The sequence below is a fragment of the Polynucleobacter sp. JS-JIR-II-c23 genome (assembly GCF_035011225.1).
Taxonomy (GTDB): Bacteria; Pseudomonadota; Gammaproteobacteria; order Burkholderiales; family Burkholderiaceae; genus Polynucleobacter.
In genome coordinates, this window is the sequence record NZ_JAYGQT010000001.1 from 1,495,467 (window position 1) to 1,516,598 (window position 21,132).

Below are 21,132 nucleotides of genomic sequence, written 5' to 3' on the forward strand. Positions count from 1 at the left end.
GATACTCTCGCTATATGAATACCGTGAACACAGCAAATTCCCCTACCGAACCACGCCTTACCTCCCTCTCTCACGGAGGAGGCTGCGGCTGCAAAATTGCCCCCGGTGTTCTTTCTGAAATCCTTCAGAACGTACCTCAGCTGCCATTTCCAAAAGAGTTGCTCATTGGCATTGAAACCTCTGATGATGCCGCTGTTTATCAAATCAATGAGTCTCAAGCAATCGTAGCCACAACGGATTTTTTCATGCCGATTGTGGATGATCCGTTTGATTTCGGGAAAATTGCCGCTACGAATGCGATCAGCGATATCTATGCAATGGGTGGCACACCCCTATTCGCACTTGCCTTAGTCGGAATGCCAATTAAGGTCTTATCTAATAAAACCATTGCCCGAATTCTAGAGGGTGGCGCTGAAGCTTGTCGTGGCGCCGGTATTCCTATTGCTGGTGGTCATACGATTGATTCTGTAGAGCCTATCTATGGACTAGTAGCTATTGGCATCGTGGATCCTAAGCGCGTGAAGAGTAATGCTAGCGCCAAACCGGGAGACGTACTCATTCTCGGCAAACCATTGGGTGTCGGTGTTTTATCTGCCGCGCTGAAAAAAGATCTTTTGGGGCCAGATGGCTATCGAGAGATGATCTCCAATACCACTAAGCTGAATTCTGCCGGCCCTGATTTAGCCAAACTAGCTGGCGTACATGCATTAACAGATGTGACTGGCTTTGGATTGGCTGGCCATACTTTAGAACTCTCACGAGCCTCCAACTGCACAGCGCATATTGATTGGAGCCAAGTGCCCCTGCTATCTAATGTACAAACGCTGGCTGATGAGGGCGTTATTACCGGCGCATCAGATCGTAACTGGCTTAGCTATGGCGATGAAGTTGGGACTCCCGCAGACTTCACACCAGCTCAACGCGCTTTATTGACCGACCCACAAACCAGTGGTGGCCTATTAGTATCCTGCAGTCCTGAGAGCGTTAAAGAAGTGTTGGATATATTTAATCAACATCATTTCCTAGGTGCCCGCGTCATTGGCCAAATGAGCAAGCGCCAAGGAAAGCCGCTGGTTATTTCTTAGGAAGCTTAGTAATTTATTTTTTTAAATTAAAGACGCTTGAGAAATCCAGTTGGCCATTACCAGCTTTGCTGTGACTCTCATAGAGTTGCTGCGCTAATTTCCCAAGAGGAACACTAGCATCTAGATCTTCTGCATTCTCCACTGCCAGCCCCATGTCTTTGAGCATGAGATCTACACCAAAACCGCCAGCATAGCCTTTTGAGGAAGGCACATTTTCCATGACACCCGGACAGGGGTTATATAACTCCAAAGCCCAGTTGCGCCCTGAACTCTTAGACATGATGTCAGATAGCACTTTAGGATCCATACCATTGGCGATTCCTAATCGCAGTGCCTCACTCGTTCCCAACATCTGAATACCTAACATCATGTTGTTGCAGACTTTGACAGTCTGCCCCGCTCCATTGCCCCCAGCGTGAAAGATATTCTTACCCATCGTCTCCAATAAAGGACGTGCGCACTCAACAGCACTTGTTTCGCCACCGACCATAAACGTTAAAGTGCCCGCTTGCGCACCTGCAGTCCCACCCGAGACTGGCGCATCAATCATGGCAAACCCTTTTGCTTTGGCGGCAGCAGCAACGGCTTGCGCTACCTTTGGTGAAATCGTTGAGCAATCAATAAGCAATGTTTTATGGTTCGCGCTTGCCAACAAACCGGCATCGCCAAGATACAAGCCCTCCACATGACGAGAGGCTGGCAGCATGCTGATCAAAACATCGACATCTTTTGCGGTGTCGTTTGCATTTGCTGCAACGCTACCTCCTGCAGCTGCAAAGGCATCAATCTGGCTTTTTACCAAATCGAAGCCTGTAACTTGATGCCCTGCTTTTAATAAGTTCAGGGCCATTGGTAATCCCATGTTGCCAAGCCCAATAAATCCGATTTTCATATCACTCCAAATTTCTGAATATTGTTTATTGTTTTCTAGAGGCGAGATATTTGACGCCTTCAGACCCATAGGACTCGGAATGCACTTCTTTATAACCCAGTTCAAATACATCGCCAGTGTTATAGGTTCTGCTTTCCCCATGTAAGACGATATCGATACTGCCCTCAACTACTAAAGCCTTCACTTCAAATGGATGCTCATGCTGACCAAGTTGACCATTAGGAACTTGCTGAACCTCTACCGGCTCAGGAAATCCTTCCTTCTCAAGCAACAGTTGAAATTGCTCTGTATTCATGGTCTAACTATAGCGTGGATATACTCTCTTAGCATAAGGTAATTTATATAAGGAGTCATGATGGTGAAAGTCATTGGGCTGATGGAGCTAATAGATCAAAGCGCTTTTGAACAATACCGCTCTCAAGTTGGGCAAACGGTTGAGCTCTATAAAGGCTCCATCAAAAATCGGGGTTCCGTTGCAGAGCTCTTTTGGAATGAACTGGGGATCGCACCCTTTAGCACTTTCGTAGAGCTTGAGTTTACTGAAATACAGGATGCTCATGCCTGGGCCAATAGCCCTGAATACCAAACGCTAGTGCACATCCGCAGCCAGGCAATGAAACTCACTTTGTTTAGCATTGCTATCTAAGCACAGCACTGAAAGTGCAAGTCACCAATAAAAAAGCCTAGCTCGTAAAAGCTAGGCTTATCAATCAGTCTGGAGTGAGAATTACTTCTTAGCTTCCATCGCCTCTTTAGCAGCAGTGATTTCTTTGCGGCGCTCTTTGCAGGCACCGGCGATTTCTTGCAAGGCCTTACGTGCGCGAGCAGCAGATGCCTTAATACCTTTTTCAATAAATTTTTCGTTTTCAGCTTTGTAAGCTTCAAAAGCAGCCAACAATGTATCGTGTTGTGACATCTCGTCTCCTATTAACAAATGAATATTTATACTGACAGCGAAGTCAGTATATCCCCATAAAAACCATAGAAAATCGCCCCCCAAATCAGGGATAACTCTTATATTTGCGGGTTAATTCAAAATAGCCTTAATGAACCAAAATTGCCCAAAAAGGATAAAAAATCCCCGGAAAATCGCCTTTATTGCCTATTTGCCGCCTTATTGGGTTCTCCGCTCACCCCAAAATGAGCGCTTGGCCTTTCTTTTAACTGGTCTACGGCTCTCCACGGACAGTCTTTAGGAAAGACCTTCTGGCCTCCAATAATTCAATGCAGGGTCAGATTAAAAGATAATGACTCCATAAAAGATCCGAGAGACAGTATGACCATGCAAACCAAAAATCATTCATTCGTTCGCAATAAACTTCTTAATAAAGAAGAAATTGCATTTTTAGATGTGCGCGAGGAGGATCCTCATGCGCAAGAGCATCCCCTCTTTGCCGCAAACCTCCCTCTTTCCAGAGTAGAGATTGATGCTTACGCAAAGCTACCAAAGAAAAACGTACCCATCGTCACTCTTGATGATGGTGAAGGTTTTGCTCAATTAGCTGCGCAACGTTTAATCAATCTTGGGTACACCGATGTATCAGTTTTTGAGGGAGGTGTTCAAGGTTGGAAAGTAGCTGGCGGTGAAGTATTCAAAGATGTAAACGTTCCCAGCAAATCATTTGGTGAGTTTGTAGAATCCAAAGCCCATACCCCCTCTTTATCAGCGCAAGAAGTAAAGCAATTAATCGATAACAAAGAAGATGTCGTTGTTGTTGATGTGCGCCGCTTTGATGAATACAACACCATGAGTATTCCAACCGGTATTAGTGTTCCGGGCGCAGAGCTAGTTTTGCGTCTCCCAGAATTAGCGCCTAACCCAAAGACAAAAGTGATTGTGAACTGCGCTGGCAGAACTCGTAGCATTATTGGCACGCAGTCACTAATTAATGCTGGCATTCCAAATGAAGTCAATGCACTACGTAATGGCACGATTGGCTGGACGCTTGCTGGTCAAGAATTGGATAAAGGGCAAAGCAGAAAGTTTCAGGAAGTGAGTGACGATACAAGAAACGAGGCGGCAATTCGCGCTCGCAGCGTTGCTGATCGTGCAGGGGTTAAGCGCGCTAGCCTGGGCGATGTACAGACATGGAAAGCGCAATCTGATCGAACAACTTATTTCTTTGATACGCGCACTCCGGAAGAATATGAAGCAGGTCATCTTCCCGGCTTTAGATCGGTACCAGGTGGACAGCTTGTACAAGAAACGGAGATGGTTGCTCCGGTTCGTGGTGCACGTGTAGTGTTGGCAGACCCCAGTGGCGGTGGAGTACGCGCCAATATGCCAGCATCTTGGTTGGCCCAAATGGCTTGGGATATTTATGTTCTTGATGGAGTAATTACCTCCGATCTCACAGAAAAAGGTATATGGAAGGCACCCCTACCCGCTCTTCCAACAATTGAAAGCGTAGATGCCGCGACCGTTTCCAACTGGCTTAAGAGTGATAGCAATACGATTGCCATTGATTTCAGCACCCATGCTAACTACGTTAAAGGACACATCCCTGGAAGTTGGTATGCCCTTCGATCCCAACTAGCAGAAGCAATGAAAAAATTCCCCAGGTAGATCGCTATGTCATTACCAGCACACCACCTGAATTAAGCCTCTTTGCTGCTCAGGAAGTGCAAGCTTTGACTAAAGCCGAGGTCCTCGTTTTGGAGGGCGGCAATGCTGCCTGGGTAAAAGCAGGGTTTGAGCTGGAGAAAGGCCCGAGTCATTTAGCCTCGCCTCCTCTGGATCGCTATAAGCGCCCCTATGAAGGCACGAGCGTAGATCCTGCAGCGATGCAGGCATATCTTGATTGGGAGTTTGGTTTAGTGGAACAACTAGGCAAGGACGGAACCCATCACTTCTGGGTGCTCTAGGTCCTTGCTGTTGTTCTAAAAGCTTAACGAGTTGATCGGTTAAACAATCTTGTTACGGATAATGCCGATGCCAGTGATGTTTGTTTCCATAACATCACCTGGCTTCATAAACTCCTGAGGAGTTCTACCTGCGCCAACCCCAGAAGGAGTGCCGGTTGCAATAATGTCGCCCGGCAGTAATGTTAAGCCACGCGATAGCTCGGCAATAATTGCTGGGATCTTGAAATACATTTGCTTGTAACTAGCGTTTTGCTTTTCTACGCCATTCACACGGCAAATAATGCGCGCGTCATCTAAATTGACGCCACCTGCAGTAACAACCCAGGGACCCATCGGACCGTGACCATCTAAGCTCTTGCCTTTAAACCATTGACCGGACTGACGTTTTTGCTGAATATCACGCGCCGTAGTGTCGTTATAGGCAGAATAGCCAAAGACATAGTCCATTGCATTCTCTTCAGAAATATTCTTACCCTTTTTACCAATTACCACTGCTAACTCAGCCTCCCAGTCAATCATGGTGGAGATGCCAGCATCATAAGGGATGTTGTCGAACGGGCCATTCATGGTTTGCGTGCCTTTAGTAAAAAGCACAGGAACCTTTGGATACTCTTTTACAGCAGTATCAGCACGATGCTTGAGGCCCTCTTCAAAATGGTCTAGGTAATTCCAGCCCACGCAATAAATATTGCTTTGTGGCTTAGGAATAGGTGATAGCAAAACCACATTATTCACATTCGCTAAATTACTTCCGCGACCTTTAAATAATGTTGCCAACTCTAGTAAACCTTTGTTGCCAGAGGCAGCCAATGAAATCATTGAGGTAGGATCAAATGAGAGCTGTACTTTTTGACGAGCCGCTTCTGTAGGAATATCAACCACCATACCGTCATTGGTAACCAAACCTAATCTTGAGGTGGCACCCATTTTAGGCAAATAGTTTGCAATTCTAAGGCCCGCTTTACCAGTCAATGGCTCCACCACAATCGGCGGCTGACTATCAGTAGCAGCAATTGCATTGGAAATAAACATACTGCTAATAGCAGCAGATGCACCCAATTTAAGCGCATCTCTCCGATTTGTATCCACAGCATCTCCTTCAATATTTTGTTTTAAATGTCTTATTAAGACTTATTTGTTGTTTATTAAACAATCTGCCATAAATATTAATACCAAACCTGTTTCTTAGGCGAAATTTTGGAAATATCGCTATCCTCTAGTAATGTATCTCTTGAAGACCCCACACCCAATTGGCCTAGCCATCTGCCTTGTGATCCTTCTCGGGCTCAGTGCCTGCGGTCGAGAGACATACACCACTTGGAGTTGTAGCTCCCCTTCCGAGTCTAAAATTTCCATGGTGCTCCGAAAGGCCCAAATGGAATTTAAGGGGGCGGTACTGGATTATTGCGGTAGTTTGGGTACCCAAAGCTACTTTGATGAAAAATGCTCAGGTCAAACCAATCAATCGAAGACCGTATTTTCTCCCTCCTCAGGATTGCTTTTGATCAATGGTCAAGAATTCCAGTGCACTGCCTTATAAAAAGAATCGGAATGCATTACTGATGAATCGACTCAGCCCCAAGAAATTACTCCTCACCAAATGGACCGCAGTTCAACCGATTGCTAAACAAAAGCATTTCTTGGTGAGCAAAGTAATCCTGCCAGAACCACCAAACGAGAAAATTGAGTTCGTCGAAATTGAGGCGGTCTACTCGAAGCAAACTACGCAAATTGCATGGCGTGATCTCACCAATAGTGAGCTATGGTTACAAGGCTGGAAATAAAAAACCGCCCCAGTTCTGAGGCGGTTTTGTTTTAGCCTAGTCTAATCAGATCTATTCATCAGACTTCTTCTTGCCCCCGGATTTTTTAACCAGGTCATCAATATTCTTTTCGGCAGTCTCGGCCACTTGGTTCACAATGCGGCGCCCTTCTTTAAACATATTCTGACCAGTCGTTGACATTTCATGAACTACCTTAGATAGCTTGTCAGCATGCGCTGGAATTTTATTTTCAGCGTCCTCAAGCCAAGTTACCAAAGAGCTACGAACCTTCTCAAGATGCTTTTCAGTTTCATCAGCAGCACCTTCGCCGAGATCTTTTAAAACTGCTTTTACCTTCTTTTGATATGCAGCTGCACGTTTCGCAGTTTCTTTTGCAGCTTCTTCTTGCAAGTCTTTTAATTTACCCAAATCATTTTTGGCGGCTGACTTTGCACTGTCGAGAGCATTTTTCATGCCCCACTCAATCTCTGCCATATGATGCTCACTTAATTTTTTTGCTGCCTCAAGCAAAGTATGTGAGTAATCAAATAATTCTTTTGCTTTTTCACGCTGCCATTTTTGAAGTTCTTTTGCATCCATTTTTACACTCCTATAAACAAGGGTTAATAAAGCTTTAGCATTTAACTCTATACCGAAATAGACGAACTGCCAATTCCCCGAATTTACCGCATTAAAATGACAAAATGAGTGAAAAAATATCCATTTATGAGTCTATAGGCGGCATAGACCAAATTGACGCATTAGTAGACCGTTTTTACGATTTAATGGCCTTAGAACCCCATTTTGAGGATCTAAGGTCCATGCACCCTCAGGACCTTTCCAGCTCCAGGGAAAAACTCAAGTTCTTCCTCGCCGGCTGGATGGGAGGTCCTGATATCTACTCACCCAAATATGGTCACCCCATGCTAAGGGCTCGACATCTGCCATTCAAGATTGGTTTAAAAGAACGGGATCAATGGCTAGCTTGTATGTATAAGGCTATGGAAGAGTGCGGAATAACTGGTGATGCCGCGAAACAACTTGAAGAGTCTTTTCTGAACACCGCGGATTGGATGAGAAATCAACCCAACTAATGATGTGGTCATTAAGCGGAAATAGTGATTTGGCGTTATTGGCTAAACTCTAATTAATAGTTCCACTCATAAAGTAGAAAATGATTGAAAGCACGATGCAGCTCCTGAGTGATCCCAATGCTTGGATTGCCTTTCTAACGCTCTCTGCCCTTGAGATTATTCTCGGCATTGATAACATCATTTTTATTAGCGTTATCGCCAACAGACTCCCTTCTGAAATTCGGGGGAAGGTTCGCCGCTTCGGTCTTTTGTTTGCGCTTGTCACCCGAATTCTTTTATTGCTAAGTCTATCGTGGGTAATGGGTCTCACAACCCCCCTCTTCAGTATCTCCGACCACCTGATTAGCGGCAGAGATTTAATCTTATTGCTCGGTGGCTTCTTCCTAATCTGGAAGGCCTCTAAGGAAATTTATATTGAAGTAGAGGTTGGTGAGCATGGCGATGAACTAATTGACCCCCAAGGAAAAGGCCGCGCCAAGTCAATGCTCTCTTTATTTATTGGCTCTGTGCTACAGATTGGCTTACTAGATATTATTTTTTCTCTGGATAGCGTCATTACGGCAGTGGGTATGGTGGATCAAATTAGCGTGATGATCGCAGCAGTCCTTGCTTCAGTCCTCATCATGCTCATTGCCGCTAAGCCTATTGGGGATTTTGTTCAGCGCCATCCCTCTATCAAAGTATTGGCCTTATCGTTTCTAACGGTTGTAGGCGTAGTACTGATCGCAGAAGGAATGGGCGTTCATATTCCTAAAGGCTATGTCTACGTTGCTATGGCATTTTCTTTATCGGTTGAGCTTTTAAATATCCGCTCGCGTGAAAAGAAGAAAAAACTGAAGTAAGCCCTGGTGTGATGAGAAATTTATAGGGATTGCGCACAAGCGTAGCCGCTGGCCCATGCCCACTGGAAATTATGTCCACCCAAATGGCCAGTGACGTCCACGCACTCACCAATGAAGAATAGCCCCGGATATTTACGCGACATCATTGTTTGTCCATCGAGCTCTTTGGTATCTACGCCACCCAACATCACCTCAGCTTTTTTCCAACCTAAGGTACCTGCTGGCTTTACAGACCAGTTCGTTAGCAGCTCCTTAAGAGCTTGACGGTCTTTTTTAGAGACTTCGGCCCATTTGCGACCCATTAGATTGCGCTGCTCTGCAAATGCTTTAGCTAAGCGCTGAGGAAGAACAGAAGCCAAAATCGTTTCGGTAAGCTTTAAGCGATTCTCTTCATTGTTAAAGAGTTCATCACAATTAAATCCTCCAGGACGCTCAATTGCGCCAAGCCAATCGATGTGAATAGGTTCGCCCTCTTCCCAATAACTGCTTGCTTGAAGAACCGCAGGACCTGATAAGCCTTTGTGAGTTAGCAGCAAATCCTCATTGAATCTACAGGCGCCATAACGATGGCCCTTTGAACCGGAGGCAATTCTGACTGGTACAGCTAGACCGGCCAACTCACTGAGATCACCGAAGTTATCTGCAGTAAATGAGAGTGGTACTAAAGCAGGCCTAGGATCAACCACATTTAATCCAAACTGCTTTGCAACATCCAAGGAATAAGCAGTAGCTCCAATGGCGGGCACTGGTAAACCACCTGTTGCCATGACTAGTGACTTGGTTTTTTCGGTGCCAGCATTCGTTTGGATGAGCCATCGATCATCCTCTTGCTCAATTGATTGCACGGAGACTGGATGACGTATGGTCACATTTCCTTTGGCGCACTCTGCAAACAATAGCTCAATGATTTGTTTGGCAGAATCATCGCAAAATAATTGGCCCTGATGTTTTTCATGGTAACGAATACCATGGGATGTCACCAGTTTGATAAATTCTGTTGAGGGGTATCTAGCGAGTGCACTTTTTACAAAATGCTGATTGAGAGATAAGAAGTTAGCTGGGCTGCTATGGAGATTGGTGAAGTTGCAACGGCCACCGCCGCTAATACGAATCTTCTCGCCCAATACCTCAGCATGATCCAGCACAAGTACTTTTTTACCTAACTGGCCAGCAACTCCTGCGCAAAATAAACCAGCTGCGCCGCCGCCGATAACGATGGCATCCCAAGTTTTACTCATCGATTACTCAAAACGATCAATGATGTCAGATGAGATGTTAAGTTTTCTCATATGAAGCTTGGTATAGGCTTGGCGGAAGTTCTTCGTCATGGAAATCATGACTGATGCGGTCCATGCAAAGGAAAACATTCCAGAAAAAGCGATGATGACTGCCAGCATCTTCCAGCCATCGGGAAGAATATCTTCCATGAACCCCATTGCGGTATATGTGCTGCCACTAAATAAAATGCTTTGCCCCAGAGCGGGCAGCAACTTGAATGCGTACAAAGCAATACCCCAAATCAGTATTTCAGCGATATGGGTTAAGAATAAACAGAAGACACTTACGTAAAAACAGAAAGCTACAGCAGAGTATTTTTTCTCAGCCAAATATAGAAAAGTTTTTACTTCATAGCGCTTAGCAATCTGTAGCAGCACCACCCCATGAAAAACCATAACCAATAAGAGCATGGTTCCACCCAAGATATAACCCGGAAGATCTAGAGCTGTAGCGATGCTGGTTTGCGAAGGATTCATAGTGGGATTTTACAGGCGAGTACTTGTTAACCCAATTGATACCAATCCCGAATCACCTGCCAAGCCTCCTGGGCAGTCTCTGAGAAGTGAATGGTTTGCATATCTTCCTCATCAATCACGCCGAATTCCACCATATGATTAAAGTTAATCACGTCATTCCAGTAGGCCTTGCCCACTAATATCACCGGGATACGGACCACTTTCTTGGTCTGCATGAGGGTGAGCACCTCAAACATCTCATCAAAGGACCCAAAACCCCCGGGGTAAACAACGATCGCCCTAGCGCGCAACATAAAGTGCATCTTGCGCAGTGCGAAGTAATGAAAGCGAAAACTGAGTCCTGGGCTAATGTACTGATTAGGGTGCTGCTCTCTAGGCAGGCTGATATTAAAGCCAATTGTTTTATCGCCCACCTCAAATGCACCTCGATTAGCAGCCTCCATAATTCCAGGGCCGCCTCCAGTGCAAATATGAAGCTTATTAGCGTTGCTCTCCTGAGTAGCGTTGTAGTGAGCCACTAATGACCCGAACTCTCGGGCTGACTCGTAGTAGCTGCTGTGTAATAACGCTTTGTTAGCAGCCTCAATCTCCTCTGGAGTCTTTGCCTTTTCCTTCAGAGTCAATGCCTCAACATGACTAATAAACCGAGTTGAACCAAAGACAGTAATCGTATGTTCAATGCCCTGCTCATTCAGCAGAACATTAGGCTTGAGTAACTCCAACTCAAAACGAATACCCATAGTCTCTCTTCGAGCTAAAAAGGCTTCGTCACCAAAAGCAAACTTATAAGAATCCTCTGAATCTTCTTCTGCTATTTGACTCTTGTGTAAATTTAAAAACTCAGTAATCGTCTGTGAGTTGTTAATAGGGAGTTTCGGACTCATATTCCAACCTTCGAGGGTATCTATAGGCTAATCTTAACCTGCACACTAAGCTAGTGTTAATACCTAGTTCTATCGAAGATAAGGTACTCTAGGGATTATTGGGATTTACCTGGTGCTAAAGTCGAGTTACTATTGCCAGAATCTCAACTAAATCGAAGGAAAAGCAATGAGCAACCGTTCAATCATCATTATGGTACTAGTCTTAATTGGTGCCACTGCCTACTTACTCCTCAAAGGCGACGGCAACGTTGATATGGGCGGCGAAAAGCATGGTGCAGAAGCTGCTCATATGGAAGAAGCTAAGAAAGATGCTCCTGCAGCCGCTCCAGTAGCGCCTGCTGCGGCTGACGCTAAGAAGTAATCTCTTCTTTTGCTTATCAAACCGCGGACCGCCGCGGTTTTTTTATCTCCATATTTTAATGAAGTTGATATTTTCCTCGCTCCTATATTTTGCACTTTTGTGCGTATCGCAACTTGCTATTAGCCAATCATCTAAGACCATGAAAACTATTGATCAGGCCACTCTGTCTTCCTTTGCACCAACTGGTATTCTGCGGGTTGGCATTAATTTAGGCAATCCAATTCTTGCCAATGAAGATCTAATCTCAAAAAATTTATATGGCGTAACGATTGATATCGCTAGTGAGATCGGGAAGCGCACTTCATTGCCTGTGCAATTGATTCCCTTCAAAACGGCGGGGGCAACAGTCGATGCCGTAAAGACCGGTGAAATCGATTTAGTATTTGTGGCGATCGATCCAGTTCGTGGCGCTGATATTAGCTATACCCCAGCCTATATTCAAATTGAAGGGGCCTATATGGTGAAAGTCTCATCCCCATTAAATCTGAATGATGAAGTGGATGCCGCTGGTAATGAAATCGTAGTTGGCAAAGGCAGCGCCTATGATCTCTACCTTACGCGTGAGATTAAGAATGCCGCCCTACTCAGAGCCGCAAGCTCACAAGCAGTGCTTGATGACTTCATGTCTGGAGCAGGAAATGTCGCAGCGGGCGTAAAACAACAGCTAGAAAGTGATGCCAAGCGCTATGAGGGCTTACGCATGCTACCCGGTCGTTTCATGGTGATTAATCAAGCGATTGGCATACCGAAGGCTAGGCCCAACTACCAAATTACTAGCGCCTACTTAAGCAATGTTATTACAGAGTTAAAGCAATCTGGCTTTATAGCGGATGCCATGAAACGGCACAATATCCAAGGCGCAAAAGTAGCCGACTAAATAAGCTAATTAAATTAGCACTGATAAGTATGCAAACGCTCAGGGATGATGACGTTTTCCCAATGTAATTCATCCCTGATGCATTTAGCCAATACAGAAGATGATTCAGGCTCACCGTGCACTACAAAAACGGTTTTTGGCGACCGCTCAAATCCTCTAAGCCAATCTAACAAGCCTGCTTGATCAGCATGGGCAGATAATCCACCAATCGTATGTATTGAGGCCTTAACAGGAACATCCTCACCAAACAATCGTACTTTCTGCGCTTTGTCCACTAAACGCCTACCGAGACTCCCATATGCCTGGAATCCAGTGATCACAATAGCATTTTGCGTGCGAGGTAAATTACTAGCTAAGTGATGAACTATGCGACCAGCATCACACATACCGCTCGCTGAAATAATGATTGCACCACCCTTAACCTTATTCAGAGCCTTTGACTCTTCCACGTCTGCAATGAAGCGAAGATCTACCGCATCTTGGTTGTTTTTAAACCAAGTAAAAGTTGCCTGCGAGTTCCCATCCAATTGCGAGAAAAAATGTTGGGTTAAATGAGTGGCTGCAGTAGCCATTGGTGAGTCCACCCAAATACTTAAATGAGGTAAACGCCCTCTTTTAACTAAGTCAATCAAGAGAAATAAAATCTCTTGGGTACGCCCTACCGCAAAGGCAGGCATCACTACATTACCGTGTGCGGTCATAGTTGAGGAAACTACCTCAACTAACTCGTCTTCAGTATCTTGCAAACTACGGTGCAGGCGGTCGCCATAGGTCGATTCCACAACAACTACATCAGCATCTTTAATCAAATCGGGGTCAGGCATTAAGACCTTACCCTTCATGCCAATATCACCGGAGAAGACGCAACACTTTTTCTTCACGCCATCCTCTGAAATATTCATTATGGCGATAGCAGAACCTAATATATGACCTGCATTACGAAACTCTAGGGATACTCCCGGCGCTAATTCCGTCACTTGTCCATAATCGAGCGACTGAAACTGATTCAAGGTTATTTCGACCTCTTCCCTGGAATACAAGGCAACAGGAACCTCTCCATGCCACTTTCCTGCCTTTATCCTCCTCTCCGCCCTCTCTACATCTGCACGCTGTAAATGGGCGCTATCCAGTAAAAGAATTTTCAATAGTTCAAAGGTGGCATTTGTACAGTAGATAGCTCCCGAAAAACCTTGAGCACATAGGCGGGGTAATAAACCGCTATGGTCGATATGCGCATGCGTTAGCACCACGAAATCAATATCCTTTGGCGAGAATGGTAATGGCTCGAGATTCTTATTTGTTGCTTCGCGCCCACCTTGAAACATTCCATAGTCAACCATGAAATGTCTTAGCTTTCCAGACAGCATGACCTCAACCGAATGGCGTGAGCCTGTTACCTCTCCTGCTGCACCAAAAAATTGGATCTTCATGGGTTTAGGATACTCTTTCCTATAATTAGCTCAATACCCCTGAAATCAGAGCGATACTATATGAATGAATCCGCAACCTGTGACCTTAGACACCCTCAAGCTTGTGAAACTGCTGCGGCGCCAACCGTCAGAACATAAAGGTAGCGCAGGCAAAGTCGTTTTAATGGGCGGTGCACCAGGAATGGCTGGCGCCCTGATTTTGGCGGGCAATGCATGCTTACATCTAGGTGCCGGCTGGACGATCTTAGAAATTTTAGATCCTGCTTCAGCACGTGTAAATATTGATCACCCCGAACTCATGATTCGCCTTGCTACAGATAATATTCATGAAACACTGAATGCCACACAGCCTGATGTTATTGCTATTGGCCCAGGCCTTGGAAAATCCGCTTTAGCAATTCAATGCCTAGGTGCAACACTTTTATATCCCGACATTCCACTGGTAATTGATGCTGATGCCCTCAACTTAATCAGCGAATCCACTGAACTACTTGAGAAACTACAAAGTCGTAATCAAGCACTTCCAGAGTTTGCTGTACTTGCCCCTCACCCTGGCGAGGCCGCAAAACTTTTGAAGACCACAACAGAAATTGTGCAATCAGATCGTGTGAGCGCAATTAAACAATTGGTTGAGCTCACGCAATCGATTGTGGTTCTTAAAGGACAACATACTTTGATTGCCTCCCCACAACATCCTCCGGTTCAATGCCTTGCTGGAAATCCCGGAATGGGCACTGGAGGCATGGGGGATATTCTGACGGGAAGCATTGCCGCTATCGCCGCTCAAGGAATTCGACATCAACTGAATTTATGGCAAGCTACTGGGATTGCAGTTGAGCTACACGCTAGCGCTGCAGATAGCTTAGTGAACAAGGGGATTGGCCCGATAGGTCTAACCCCCTCTGAGACCATTTTAGAAATGCGAGCGCTACTCAATAAGCTGTTATAAATCGTTATGCATTCAGCAAGCGCAGCACATCATCACCGACGTTACCTCTATGGCATTTTGATGGCCGGAGTAGGCTCTATGCTGTTTTCTGGCAAAGCGATTTTGGTCAAGCTTGCTTTTGGTTATGGTGCAAATGCGGAGACTCTTTTGGCGTTACGCATGCTTATGGCACTTCCCCTGTTTTGGGGAATTTTCTGGTGGGAGTCGCGCCGTAGTGCGATGAGCCCGATCACCTGGCTCGATCGCACTAAATTATTTTTCCTGGGATTTTTAGGTTACTTTTTATCCAGCTACATTGATTTCTTAGGGCTGCAATACATCTCAGTTGGCCTAGAAAGAATTGTTCTTTACCTCACGCCAACTATTGTTTTATTAATCTCGTATTTTGTTTTAAGGAAACCCGTATCTCAACTACAGTGGTTCTCACTTATCGTTGGCTACATTGGAGTGTTTATCGTCTTTATTCAAGATGCGAGTTCCACCGGCATTGATGCCTGGTTAGGCATGGCTCTCGTGTTCGGCAGCGCCTGCTCCTATGCGGCCTACATGATTGGCGCCGGAGAAATGGTAAAGCGTATTGGTAGCGTGCGCTTAGTCGTCTATGCCAGCTCAGCCTCGGCTTTCTTAAGCATCGCGCAGTCAACCATCCACAACCCAATAGCCATATTTGAGCAGCCCCTACCTATTTATTGGTTTAGCTTACTGAATGCCAGCTTATGCACCGTTATTCCAATGCTGCTGATTATGATCGCCATTAACCGCATCGGATCTCCACTAGTGGCTCAAGCCGGGATACTTGGCCCAGTCTCCACTATCTTTATGGGATATCTCATTCTGGCCGAGCCAATCACTTGGACGCAAATTAGCGGCATGACTTTGGTGATGGCCGCAATGTGGCTGTTAGTGCGCAATGATGCACCTACAAAAAAGTCACCAGACCCCAAAAGATCTGATGACTTCGATGGTGCAGAACCCCTCAATTAAGAGGGGGTGATTTCTGTAGCTTACTGAGCTGCAGCGTCAGCTGCTGCTTTAGCTTTCTTTTTGGATTTCTTTTTAGCTTTTTTCTCAGCTTTCTTTTCTTTCTTTGCTTTTTTCTTTGCTTTTTTCTCAGCAGACTTCTCAGCCGGAGTGGCGGCAGGTGCAGCTACTGGAGGGGCAGCAGGTGCGGCCACTGGTGCAGGTGCAGGAGCTGGATCAGCAGCCATCACGGAGATAGGTGTGATACCGATAGCAGCAGAAATCAGGGTTGCCAGGCTCAAGCGCGCGATACGAGAAATCATGTAATTCTCCAAGATAGTTTGTGGATAATTTAATAATACTCAAATATTTGAGAAAAATGCTTCATTTTTAAAAGGTTGCTTATGAGTGATTTTTCGGATGACATCTTTACCGAGCCCCAAGGCTACTCAGTCAACACCCTGGAGCAGCTTGGGCCTTTGACTGGTATGGCTGGAATCTGGGAAGGTGTTCGCGGCCTTGATGTAAAGCCCAAAGCCGAAGGACCAAAGAAGCAAGCTTATGTGGAGAGAATTGAGCTTCAACCAATTGACCCCCAAACGAATGGCCCTCAGCTATTTTATGGTTTGAGATACCACACCCACATCACCAAACCCGATCAAGTAAAGACCTATCATGACCAAGTAGGATATTGGCTATGGGAGCCCGCAACTGGCAACATCATTCATACACTGACCATTCCTCGAGGCATGATTACGATGGCTTCTGGTAACGCTGCTGCAAATGCTAGGCAATTTGAATTGCACGCAAAAGAAGATGATCGCTGTGCGGGTATCTCATCCAATCCATTTTTAGATTACGCCTTCAGAACGGTTGAGTTTCGTATTCAGGTATCGATCAATGATGATGGCACTTGGTCTTATGAACAAGATACGGTGATGAAGATTAAAGATCAAGCAGCGCTATTTCATCATGTTGATAACAACACCCTGCACAAGATCGGGGAAGCCACTCCCAATCCCCTAGCTAGATAGGTGCAGCATCACCTTAGAATGCAATAAAGGCCATCAGATGATGGCCTTTATTTCTTAATGCTGAACTACTTTACTTGTTTACGCAGGCTGCGCTTCAGTCTCGGTAATTTTTTCTAATGCGGTAGCAAGAAGACCAACAGTACGATCTACGTGCGCCAATTTTTCTAGGCCAAACAAACCGATACGGAAAGTACGGAAGTCCGGTCTTTCATCGCACTGCAGTGGTACGCCCGCTGCAGTTTGCAAACCTAAAGCAATGAACTTCTTACCAGACTGAATATCAGGATCTTTGGTATAGCTTACGACCACGCCAGGGGCCTGAAAGCCCTTAGCGGATACTGAGCTATATCCTTGAGAAACCAATAGGTTACGAACTTTCGTGCCCAACTCTATTTGCTTTTCCTTTAACGCTGCGAAGCCAAGTGACTGAGTTTCCTTCATTACATTGCGCAAAATCTTTAAAGCATCAGTAGGCATAGTGGTGTGATACACATGACCACCCTTTTCATATGCTTCCATAATCTGAAGCCACTTTTTGAGATCCATAGAAAAGCTACTGCTTTGGGTTGCATCAATGTGCTCACGTGCGCGGTCGCCTAGAGCGATCAATGCGCAGCATGGGGAACTACTCCAACCTTTTTGAGGTGCAGTAATTAATACATCAACATTACAAGCCTTCATATCAACCCACATTGCGCCAGAAGCAATGCAATCCAACACAAACAAACCGTTTACAGAGCGCACTGCCTCACCGACTGCTTTGAGGTAGTCATCTGGAAGAATAATGCCGGCAGAAGTTTCCACGTGCGGCGCAAATACCACCGCTGGTTTTTCTTTCTTGATGAAGGCAACTACTTCTTCGATTGGAGCTGGTGCAAATACGCCCTGTGTTGAGTCTTCTAGCTGATGACCTTTGATAACCGTCACGTCTTTAGTGATGTTGGCCAAATCAAAGATTTGCGTCCAGCGATAGCTAAACCAACCATTACGTAAGACCAAGCATTTTTCATTGTTGGCAAATTGGCGGGCTACTGCTTCCATGCCAAAAGTTCCACTACCGGGAACGATGACTGCAGAGCTAGCGTTGTAAGCATCCTTAAGGACACTCGAAATGTCCACCATCACGCGCTTGAACTCTTCAGACATGTGATTCAAGGAGCGGTCGGTATAAACAACCGAGAACTCTAATAAACCATCTGGATCAACATTGGGGAGTAAGCCTGGCATAGTAATTTCCTAGGGATTTCTGTGATTAGCCCTAAATGATACCGATTTAAGTCTTTTTTGGGGACTGCGGTCCAAAACCCTGCTTAAAAGGGCGTTTTTGCCAGTTTTGGGAGTTTTACTTTTTCTTTTTCGAGGAAATAACAATACCCGCCACAATCAGACCAAAGGCAAGCCCATGAAATAGTTGGGGAGGCTCACCTAGCATGGCGGCCGATAAAAGCGCAGTAAATAAGGGTATGAAATTAGCAAAAAAAGCGGCAACCGTAGGCCCTGCTCCATTCACGCCCAGACCCCAGCAGCGATAAGCAATTAAGGAGGGACCAATGGCGACAAAGACAATTAAGGAGGCGGTCCACCAATTGAGATCCAGAAAAGCATGACCAGCCGCGATTTCAAAACCATCAAAAAATCCTGTCCACAATAAACCCACCGTCACCTGCGCCATTAAAAATTCAGCCCATGGCCATTGGCGTTCTGTGCTGGTGCCTGGACGACTTAACATCCAACTATAAAAGGCCCACAAGATAGTGGCTAACATTATTAAAAGATCGCCTACTACCATTTGCATAGACAGCAAGGCCGACAGGTCTCCACGGGTAAGCACAATGCCAACACCCAGCAAACTCACTACTGCGCCAATCATCTGCAAGATGCTGGGCTTTACTTGATAAAACACTGCACCAATGAACAGCATCCAAATGGGCATACTAGCGCCGATCAAGGTGACGTTAATAGCGGTAGATGTTTGCAGGGCGAGATATAACAGTACGTTGTAACTACCAACCCCAAATAAACCCAAAAGGAGGAAACGTTTCTTGTTTTGCCATAAGGCACTTCCCGGCATGAATACACGCCAACCCAAAGGAAGTAACAGTAAGGCAGCCAATCCCCAGCGGACTGCGCTTAAGGTAATTGGGGAGATGCTTCCAACCAATACTCGCCCAGCGATTGCATTGCCTGCCCATAAAGCGGTAGCTGTGAGCAAGTAGGCAATGGTGGCGAAATTCAGTTGGTACATACAGAGGGGCTTAATGGGGAAGTAGTTATTTGAGGTCCCCAAGCAAGGGATACCCTAGCATTGTAGAAACAAATCCCCGGTATTGCTAAGATAGAGCTTAAATTAAGATTTTGCTTCTACAAAATAGCATCAAAAAGAAGGATACATTGTGGCAATCATTACCAATATAGAAGACTTGCGGGTCCTCCATCAAAAGCGCACCCCTAAGATGTTCTACGACTATGCAGACTCTGGATCATGGACCGAGTCAACATATCGCGCCAATGAATCCGATTTTCAAAAGATTAAATTGCGTCAGCGTGTAGCGGTCAATATGACTAACCGCACCACCAAGACAACCATGATTGGCCAAGAGGTTGCAATGCCAGTAGCGCTGGCACCTACAGGCCTTACTGGCATGCAACATGCCGATGGTGAAATTTTGGCAGCCAAGGCTGCTGAAAAGTTTGGTGTGCCATTTTGCTTATCTACTATGAGCATTTGCTCAATTGAAGATGTGGCGGAGCACACCACAAAACCATTTTGGTTCCAACTCTACGTCATGAAAGATCGCGGTTTTATTGAGCGCTTGATTGAGCGCGCTAAAGCCGCCAAATGTTCCGCACTGGTTTTGACTCTGGATTTGCAAATCTTAGGTCAACGTCACAAGGATCTAAAGAATGGTCTCTCCGCCCCTCCTAAACTGACGATTGCCAATATGATTAATATGGCGACTAAGCCACGCTGGTGCTTGGGTATGGCTATGACGCCACGCAGAACCTTTCGCAATATTGTCGGTCACGCTACTGGTGTTGGCAATATGTCTTCACTGTCCTCTTGGACTGCAGAACAATTTGATCCGGGCCTCAACTGGGGTGATGTGGAATGGATTAAAAAACTCTGGGGTGGAAAGCTCATTATCAAAGGCATCTTAGATGAAGGTGATGCGCGCTTGGCAGCAAATTCAGGCGCTGATGCTTTAATTGTCTCTAACCATGGCGGCCGTCAATTAGATGGGGCGATTTCTAGCATTCAGGCTTTACCTGGAATTGTGGATGCTGTTGGTAAAGATATTGAAGTATGGATGGATGGTGGTATTCGCTCAGGTCAAGATGTTTTAAAAGCATGGGCCTTAGGCGCACGCGGCACGATGATTGGTCGCCCTTTCCTATATGGCTTAGGAGCCATGGGTGAGGCTGGTGTCACCAAGTGTTTAGAGTTAATTCACAATGAGTTGGATATCACCATGGCATTCACAGGCCATCGCGATATTCAGAATGTGACTAAAGATATTTTGTATCCAGGAACCTTTTAAATTTTCCCTATCCTCAACTACCCTCTTGCTGTCTTTGGTGTCTCACTTATGGTATTTGCCTTCTCTGTTTGGTTTGGATATGCCGCACTGAGTCGCTACCGTACAAAAGATACTGAGACATCTGCAGATCTCGGCATTATTCAGACTGCCACCCTAACCTTGCTGGCATTAATTATTGGCTTTACCTTCTCAATGGCCATTAATCGCCATGATCAGCGCGAGATCTTTGAGGAAGGCGAGGCGAATGCCATTGGCACCGAATTCTTAAGGGCTGATCTACTACCCCCAAAGGCTGCAGCGGCAACCAAGGACCTCTTACTTCAATATGTAGATCAACGTATTTTGTTTTATTCCAAGCAGCCCTCCGAAAAGATTGAAGAGATTCGCAGTAAAACAGATCAACTGCAAACCGCCCTTTGGAATGAGATTTTGCCCAATGTTCGCACGCAACACACCGCCTCTATTGCATTAGTTGCCTCAGGTATGAATGATGTTTTGAATTCTCAAGGCTATGTACAAGCAGCTTGGTGGAATCGCATCCCTCTTACGGCTTGGGCATTGATGGCAGCAATCGCTATTTGCGCAAATCTTTTGGTTGGATTTGGCGCGCGGAATTTTGAGAAGAACGTCGGTCTATTCATGATCTTCCCTTTTGTTATCTCGGTATCTTTCTTTTTGATTGCTGACATTGATAGCCCAAGGGGTGGAGTCATTCGGATTGAAGCGAGAAACTTAGTGGCGCTAAAAAACAACCTAAGCCAACAGATGAAAATTGCCAATCCATCCATCGGCAATCAATAAGC

The 21,132-nt window shown here is 45.5% G+C and carries 24 protein-coding genes and 1 pseudogene; 13 read left to right on the forward strand and 12 right to left on the reverse strand.

Annotated elements, in window-relative coordinates; all coding sequences use genetic code 11:
• Positions 1 to 14 precede the first annotated feature (14 nt).
• Positions 15 to 1,085: a selenide, water dikinase SelD gene (gene selD / locus VC159_RS07590; RefSeq protein ID WP_323473213.1), complete on the forward strand. Its 1,071-nt coding sequence runs from the start codon at positions 15 to 17 to the stop codon at positions 1,083 to 1,085.
• A gap of 13 nt (positions 1,086 to 1,098) precedes the next feature.
• Here selD and mmsB read toward each other — a convergent pair whose 3' ends face one another.
• Both mmsB and VC159_RS07600 read right to left on the reverse strand, forming a co-directional pair.
• On the reverse strand, positions 1,099 to 1,977 hold the full coding sequence (mmsB, locus tag VC159_RS07595) for a 3-hydroxyisobutyrate dehydrogenase (protein WP_416350430.1): 879 nt from the start codon (positions 1,975 to 1,977) through the stop codon (positions 1,099 to 1,101).
• Positions 1,978 to 2,002: 25 nt separating this feature from the next.
• Positions 2,003 to 2,272: a cupin gene (locus VC159_RS07600; protein WP_215359714.1), complete on the reverse strand. Its 270-nt coding sequence runs from the start codon at positions 2,270 to 2,272 to the stop codon at positions 2,003 to 2,005.
• 57 nt (positions 2,273 to 2,329) lie between these two features.
• Between VC159_RS07600 and VC159_RS07605 the strand changes: the two genes are divergently transcribed.
• The gene (locus tag VC159_RS07605; RefSeq protein ID WP_251367782.1) at positions 2,330 to 2,623 is read left to right on the forward strand and encodes a DUF1330 domain-containing protein; all 294 of its coding nucleotides are present in this window, start codon (positions 2,330 to 2,332) and stop codon (positions 2,621 to 2,623) included.
• Between the two features lie 81 nt (positions 2,624 to 2,704).
• On the opposite strand, the gene VC159_RS07610 is transcribed toward VC159_RS07605, so the two are convergent.
• A complete protein-coding gene (locus VC159_RS07610; protein WP_072582937.1) occupies positions 2,705 to 2,893 on the reverse strand; it encodes a hypothetical protein in 189 nt (62 codons plus the stop codon).
• Between the two features lie 360 nt (positions 2,894 to 3,253).
• Between VC159_RS07610 and VC159_RS07615 the strand changes: the two are divergent.
• Positions 3,254 to 4,842: pseudogene (locus VC159_RS07615) on the forward strand (rhodanese homology domain-containing protein).
• A gap of 39 nt (positions 4,843 to 4,881) precedes the next feature.
• Here VC159_RS07615 and VC159_RS07620 read toward each other — a convergent pair.
• Positions 4,882 to 5,931 carry a fumarylacetoacetate hydrolase family protein gene (locus VC159_RS07620; RefSeq protein WP_323473215.1) on the reverse strand — a complete coding sequence of 350 codons (1,050 nt, stop codon included), beginning with the start codon at positions 5,929 to 5,931 and terminating at the stop codon, positions 4,882 to 4,884.
• Positions 5,932 to 6,404: 473 nt separating this feature from the next.
• Between VC159_RS07620 and VC159_RS07625 the strand changes: the two genes are divergently transcribed.
• Positions 6,405 to 6,626 (forward strand): TIGR02450 family Trp-rich protein, encoded by a 222-nt coding sequence (locus VC159_RS07625; protein WP_215359706.1) that lies wholly within the window; start codon positions 6,405 to 6,407, stop codon positions 6,624 to 6,626.
• 51 nt (positions 6,627 to 6,677) lie between these two features.
• Here the strand turns inward: VC159_RS07625 and VC159_RS07630 are convergent, their stop codons facing one another.
• Positions 6,678 to 7,205 (reverse strand): hypothetical protein, encoded by a 528-nt coding sequence (locus VC159_RS07630; protein ID WP_323473216.1) that lies wholly within the window; start codon positions 7,203 to 7,205, stop codon positions 6,678 to 6,680.
• A gap of 104 nt (positions 7,206 to 7,309) precedes the next feature.
• Between VC159_RS07630 and VC159_RS07635 the strand changes: the two genes are divergently transcribed.
• Both VC159_RS07635 and VC159_RS07640 read left to right on the forward strand, forming a co-directional pair.
• Positions 7,310 to 7,699, forward strand: coding sequence for a group II truncated hemoglobin (locus VC159_RS07635; protein WP_323473217.1), 390 nt, complete (start codon positions 7,310 to 7,312; stop codon positions 7,697 to 7,699).
• A gap of 80 nt (positions 7,700 to 7,779) precedes the next feature.
• Positions 7,780 to 8,541 carry a TerC family protein gene (locus VC159_RS07640; protein ID WP_323473218.1) on the forward strand — a complete coding sequence of 254 codons (762 nt, stop codon included), beginning with the start codon at positions 7,780 to 7,782 and terminating at the stop codon, positions 8,539 to 8,541.
• A 20-nt stretch (positions 8,542 to 8,561) separates the two neighbouring features.
• Here the strand turns inward: VC159_RS07640 and VC159_RS07645 are convergent, their stop codons facing one another.
• From VC159_RS07645 to VC159_RS07655, 3 genes are read right to left on the reverse strand one after another with little or no spacing between them, the layout of a single operon-like run.
• Positions 8,562 to 9,779, reverse strand: coding sequence for an NAD(P)/FAD-dependent oxidoreductase (locus tag VC159_RS07645; RefSeq protein ID WP_323473219.1), 1,218 nt, complete (start codon positions 9,777 to 9,779; stop codon positions 8,562 to 8,564).
• A 3-nt stretch (positions 9,780 to 9,782) separates the two neighbouring features.
• Positions 9,783 to 10,295, reverse strand: coding sequence for a hypothetical protein (locus VC159_RS07650; protein ID WP_323473220.1), 513 nt, complete (start codon positions 10,293 to 10,295; stop codon positions 9,783 to 9,785).
• A 26-nt stretch (positions 10,296 to 10,321) separates the two neighbouring features.
• Positions 10,322 to 11,179 carry an LOG family protein gene (locus VC159_RS07655; RefSeq protein ID WP_323473221.1) on the reverse strand — a complete coding sequence of 286 codons (858 nt, stop codon included), beginning with the start codon at positions 11,177 to 11,179 and terminating at the stop codon, positions 10,322 to 10,324.
• A 166-nt stretch (positions 11,180 to 11,345) separates the two neighbouring features.
• On the opposite strand from VC159_RS07655, the gene VC159_RS07660 reads away from it, so the two are divergent.
• Both VC159_RS07660 and VC159_RS07665 read left to right on the forward strand, forming a co-directional pair.
• A complete protein-coding gene (locus tag VC159_RS07660) occupies positions 11,346 to 11,540 on the forward strand; it encodes a hypothetical protein (RefSeq protein WP_323473222.1) in 195 nt (64 codons plus the stop codon).
• Positions 11,541 to 11,679: 139 nt separating this feature from the next.
• Positions 11,680 to 12,417, forward strand: coding sequence for an ABC transporter substrate-binding protein (locus VC159_RS07665; protein WP_323473223.1), 738 nt, complete (start codon positions 11,680 to 11,682; stop codon positions 12,415 to 12,417).
• A 14-nt stretch (positions 12,418 to 12,431) separates the two neighbouring features.
• Here VC159_RS07665 and VC159_RS07670 read toward each other — a convergent pair whose 3' ends face one another.
• Positions 12,432 to 13,847 carry an MBL fold metallo-hydrolase gene (locus VC159_RS07670; RefSeq protein ID WP_323473224.1) on the reverse strand — a complete coding sequence of 472 codons (1,416 nt, stop codon included), beginning with the start codon at positions 13,845 to 13,847 and terminating at the stop codon, positions 12,432 to 12,434.
• A gap of 64 nt (positions 13,848 to 13,911) precedes the next feature.
• On the opposite strand from VC159_RS07670, the gene VC159_RS07675 reads away from it, so the two are divergent.
• Both VC159_RS07675 and VC159_RS07680 read left to right on the forward strand, forming a co-directional pair.
• Entirely contained in the window at positions 13,912 to 14,796 is an 885-nt protein-coding gene (locus tag VC159_RS07675) for an NAD(P)H-hydrate dehydratase (RefSeq protein WP_323473225.1), read from the forward strand.
• A gap of 6 nt (positions 14,797 to 14,802) precedes the next feature.
• Positions 14,803 to 15,780 (forward strand): DMT family transporter, encoded by a 978-nt coding sequence (locus VC159_RS07680; protein WP_323473226.1) that lies wholly within the window; start codon positions 14,803 to 14,805, stop codon positions 15,778 to 15,780.
• 20 nt (positions 15,781 to 15,800) lie between these two features.
• Here the strand turns inward: VC159_RS07680 and VC159_RS07685 are convergent, their stop codons facing one another.
• Positions 15,801 to 16,079 carry a protein tyrosine phosphatase gene (locus VC159_RS07685; protein WP_323473227.1) on the reverse strand — a complete coding sequence of 93 codons (279 nt, stop codon included), beginning with the start codon at positions 16,077 to 16,079 and terminating at the stop codon, positions 15,801 to 15,803.
• A gap of 81 nt (positions 16,080 to 16,160) precedes the next feature.
• On the opposite strand from VC159_RS07685, the gene VC159_RS07690 reads away from it, so the two are divergent.
• Positions 16,161 to 16,790, forward strand: a complete 630-nt coding sequence (locus VC159_RS07690; RefSeq protein WP_323473228.1) for an FABP family protein — start codon at positions 16,161 to 16,163, stop codon at positions 16,788 to 16,790.
• Positions 16,791 to 16,868: 78 nt separating this feature from the next.
• Here VC159_RS07690 and VC159_RS07695 read toward each other — a convergent pair whose 3' ends face one another.
• Entirely contained in the window at positions 16,869 to 18,017 is a 1,149-nt protein-coding gene (locus VC159_RS07695) for an aminotransferase class V-fold PLP-dependent enzyme (protein ID WP_323473229.1), read from the reverse strand.
• 115 nt (positions 18,018 to 18,132) lie between these two features.
• Positions 18,133 to 19,035 (reverse strand): DMT family transporter, encoded by a 903-nt coding sequence (locus VC159_RS07700; protein ID WP_323473230.1) that lies wholly within the window; start codon positions 19,033 to 19,035, stop codon positions 18,133 to 18,135.
• 148 nt (positions 19,036 to 19,183) lie between these two features.
• Between VC159_RS07700 and VC159_RS07705 the strand changes: the two genes are divergently transcribed.
• Positions 19,184 to 20,329: an alpha-hydroxy acid oxidase gene (locus tag VC159_RS07705; protein ID WP_072582955.1), complete on the forward strand. Its 1,146-nt coding sequence runs from the start codon at positions 19,184 to 19,186 to the stop codon at positions 20,327 to 20,329.
• A 48-nt stretch (positions 20,330 to 20,377) separates the two neighbouring features.
• Positions 20,378 to 21,130, forward strand: a complete 753-nt coding sequence (locus tag VC159_RS07710) for a hypothetical protein (protein WP_251367781.1) — start codon at positions 20,378 to 20,380, stop codon at positions 21,128 to 21,130.
• The last annotated feature ends 2 nt before the right edge of the window (positions 21,131 to 21,132 follow it).

Excerpts from the sequence above, each read along its gene's own strand:
- selD (WP_323473213.1), top strand. The coding sequence starts at position 15 with ATGAATACCGTGAACACAGCAAATTCCCCTACCGAACCACGCCTTACC.
- mmsB (WP_416350430.1), bottom strand. The coding sequence starts at position 1,977 with ATGAAAATCGGATTTATTGGGCTTGGCAACATGGGATTACCAATGGCC.
- VC159_RS07600 (WP_215359714.1), bottom strand. The coding sequence starts at position 2,272 with ATGAATACAGAGCAATTTCAACTGTTGCTTGAGAAGGAAGGATTTCCT.
- VC159_RS07605 (WP_251367782.1), top strand. The coding sequence starts at position 2,330 with ATGATGGTGAAAGTCATTGGGCTGATGGAGCTAATAGATCAAAGCGCT.
- VC159_RS07610 (WP_072582937.1), bottom strand. The coding sequence starts at position 2,893 with ATGTCACAACACGATACATTGTTGGCTGCTTTTGAAGCTTACAAAGCT.
- VC159_RS07625 (WP_215359706.1), top strand. The coding sequence starts at position 6,405 with ATGAATCGACTCAGCCCCAAGAAATTACTCCTCACCAAATGGACCGCA.
- VC159_RS07630 (WP_323473216.1), bottom strand. The coding sequence starts at position 7,205 with ATGGATGCAAAAGAACTTCAAAAATGGCAGCGTGAAAAAGCAAAAGAA.
- VC159_RS07635 (WP_323473217.1), top strand. The coding sequence starts at position 7,310 with ATGAGTGAAAAAATATCCATTTATGAGTCTATAGGCGGCATAGACCAA.
- VC159_RS07640 (WP_323473218.1), top strand. The coding sequence starts at position 7,780 with ATGATTGAAAGCACGATGCAGCTCCTGAGTGATCCCAATGCTTGGATT.
- VC159_RS07645 (WP_323473219.1), bottom strand. The coding sequence starts at position 9,779 with ATGAGTAAAACTTGGGATGCCATCGTTATCGGCGGCGGCGCAGCTGGT.
- VC159_RS07650 (WP_323473220.1), bottom strand. The coding sequence starts at position 10,295 with ATGAATCCTTCGCAAACCAGCATCGCTACAGCTCTAGATCTTCCGGGT.
- VC159_RS07655 (WP_323473221.1), bottom strand. The coding sequence starts at position 11,179 with ATGAGTCCGAAACTCCCTATTAACAACTCACAGACGATTACTGAGTTT.
- VC159_RS07660 (WP_323473222.1), top strand. The coding sequence starts at position 11,346 with ATGAGCAACCGTTCAATCATCATTATGGTACTAGTCTTAATTGGTGCC.
- VC159_RS07665 (WP_323473223.1), top strand. The coding sequence starts at position 11,680 with ATGAAAACTATTGATCAGGCCACTCTGTCTTCCTTTGCACCAACTGGT.
- VC159_RS07670 (WP_323473224.1), bottom strand. The coding sequence starts at position 13,847 with ATGAAGATCCAATTTTTTGGTGCAGCAGGAGAGGTAACAGGCTCACGC.
- VC159_RS07675 (WP_323473225.1), top strand. The coding sequence starts at position 13,912 with ATGAATCCGCAACCTGTGACCTTAGACACCCTCAAGCTTGTGAAACTG.
- VC159_RS07680 (WP_323473226.1), top strand. The coding sequence starts at position 14,803 with ATGCATTCAGCAAGCGCAGCACATCATCACCGACGTTACCTCTATGGC.
- VC159_RS07685 (WP_323473227.1), bottom strand. The coding sequence starts at position 16,079 with ATGATTTCTCGTATCGCGCGCTTGAGCCTGGCAACCCTGATTTCTGCT.
- VC159_RS07690 (WP_323473228.1), top strand. The coding sequence starts at position 16,161 with ATGAGTGATTTTTCGGATGACATCTTTACCGAGCCCCAAGGCTACTCA.
- VC159_RS07695 (WP_323473229.1), bottom strand. The coding sequence starts at position 18,017 with ATGCCAGGCTTACTCCCCAATGTTGATCCAGATGGTTTATTAGAGTTC.
- VC159_RS07700 (WP_323473230.1), bottom strand. The coding sequence starts at position 19,035 with ATGTACCAACTGAATTTCGCCACCATTGCCTACTTGCTCACAGCTACC.
- VC159_RS07710 (WP_251367781.1), top strand. The coding sequence starts at position 20,378 with ATGGTATTTGCCTTCTCTGTTTGGTTTGGATATGCCGCACTGAGTCGC.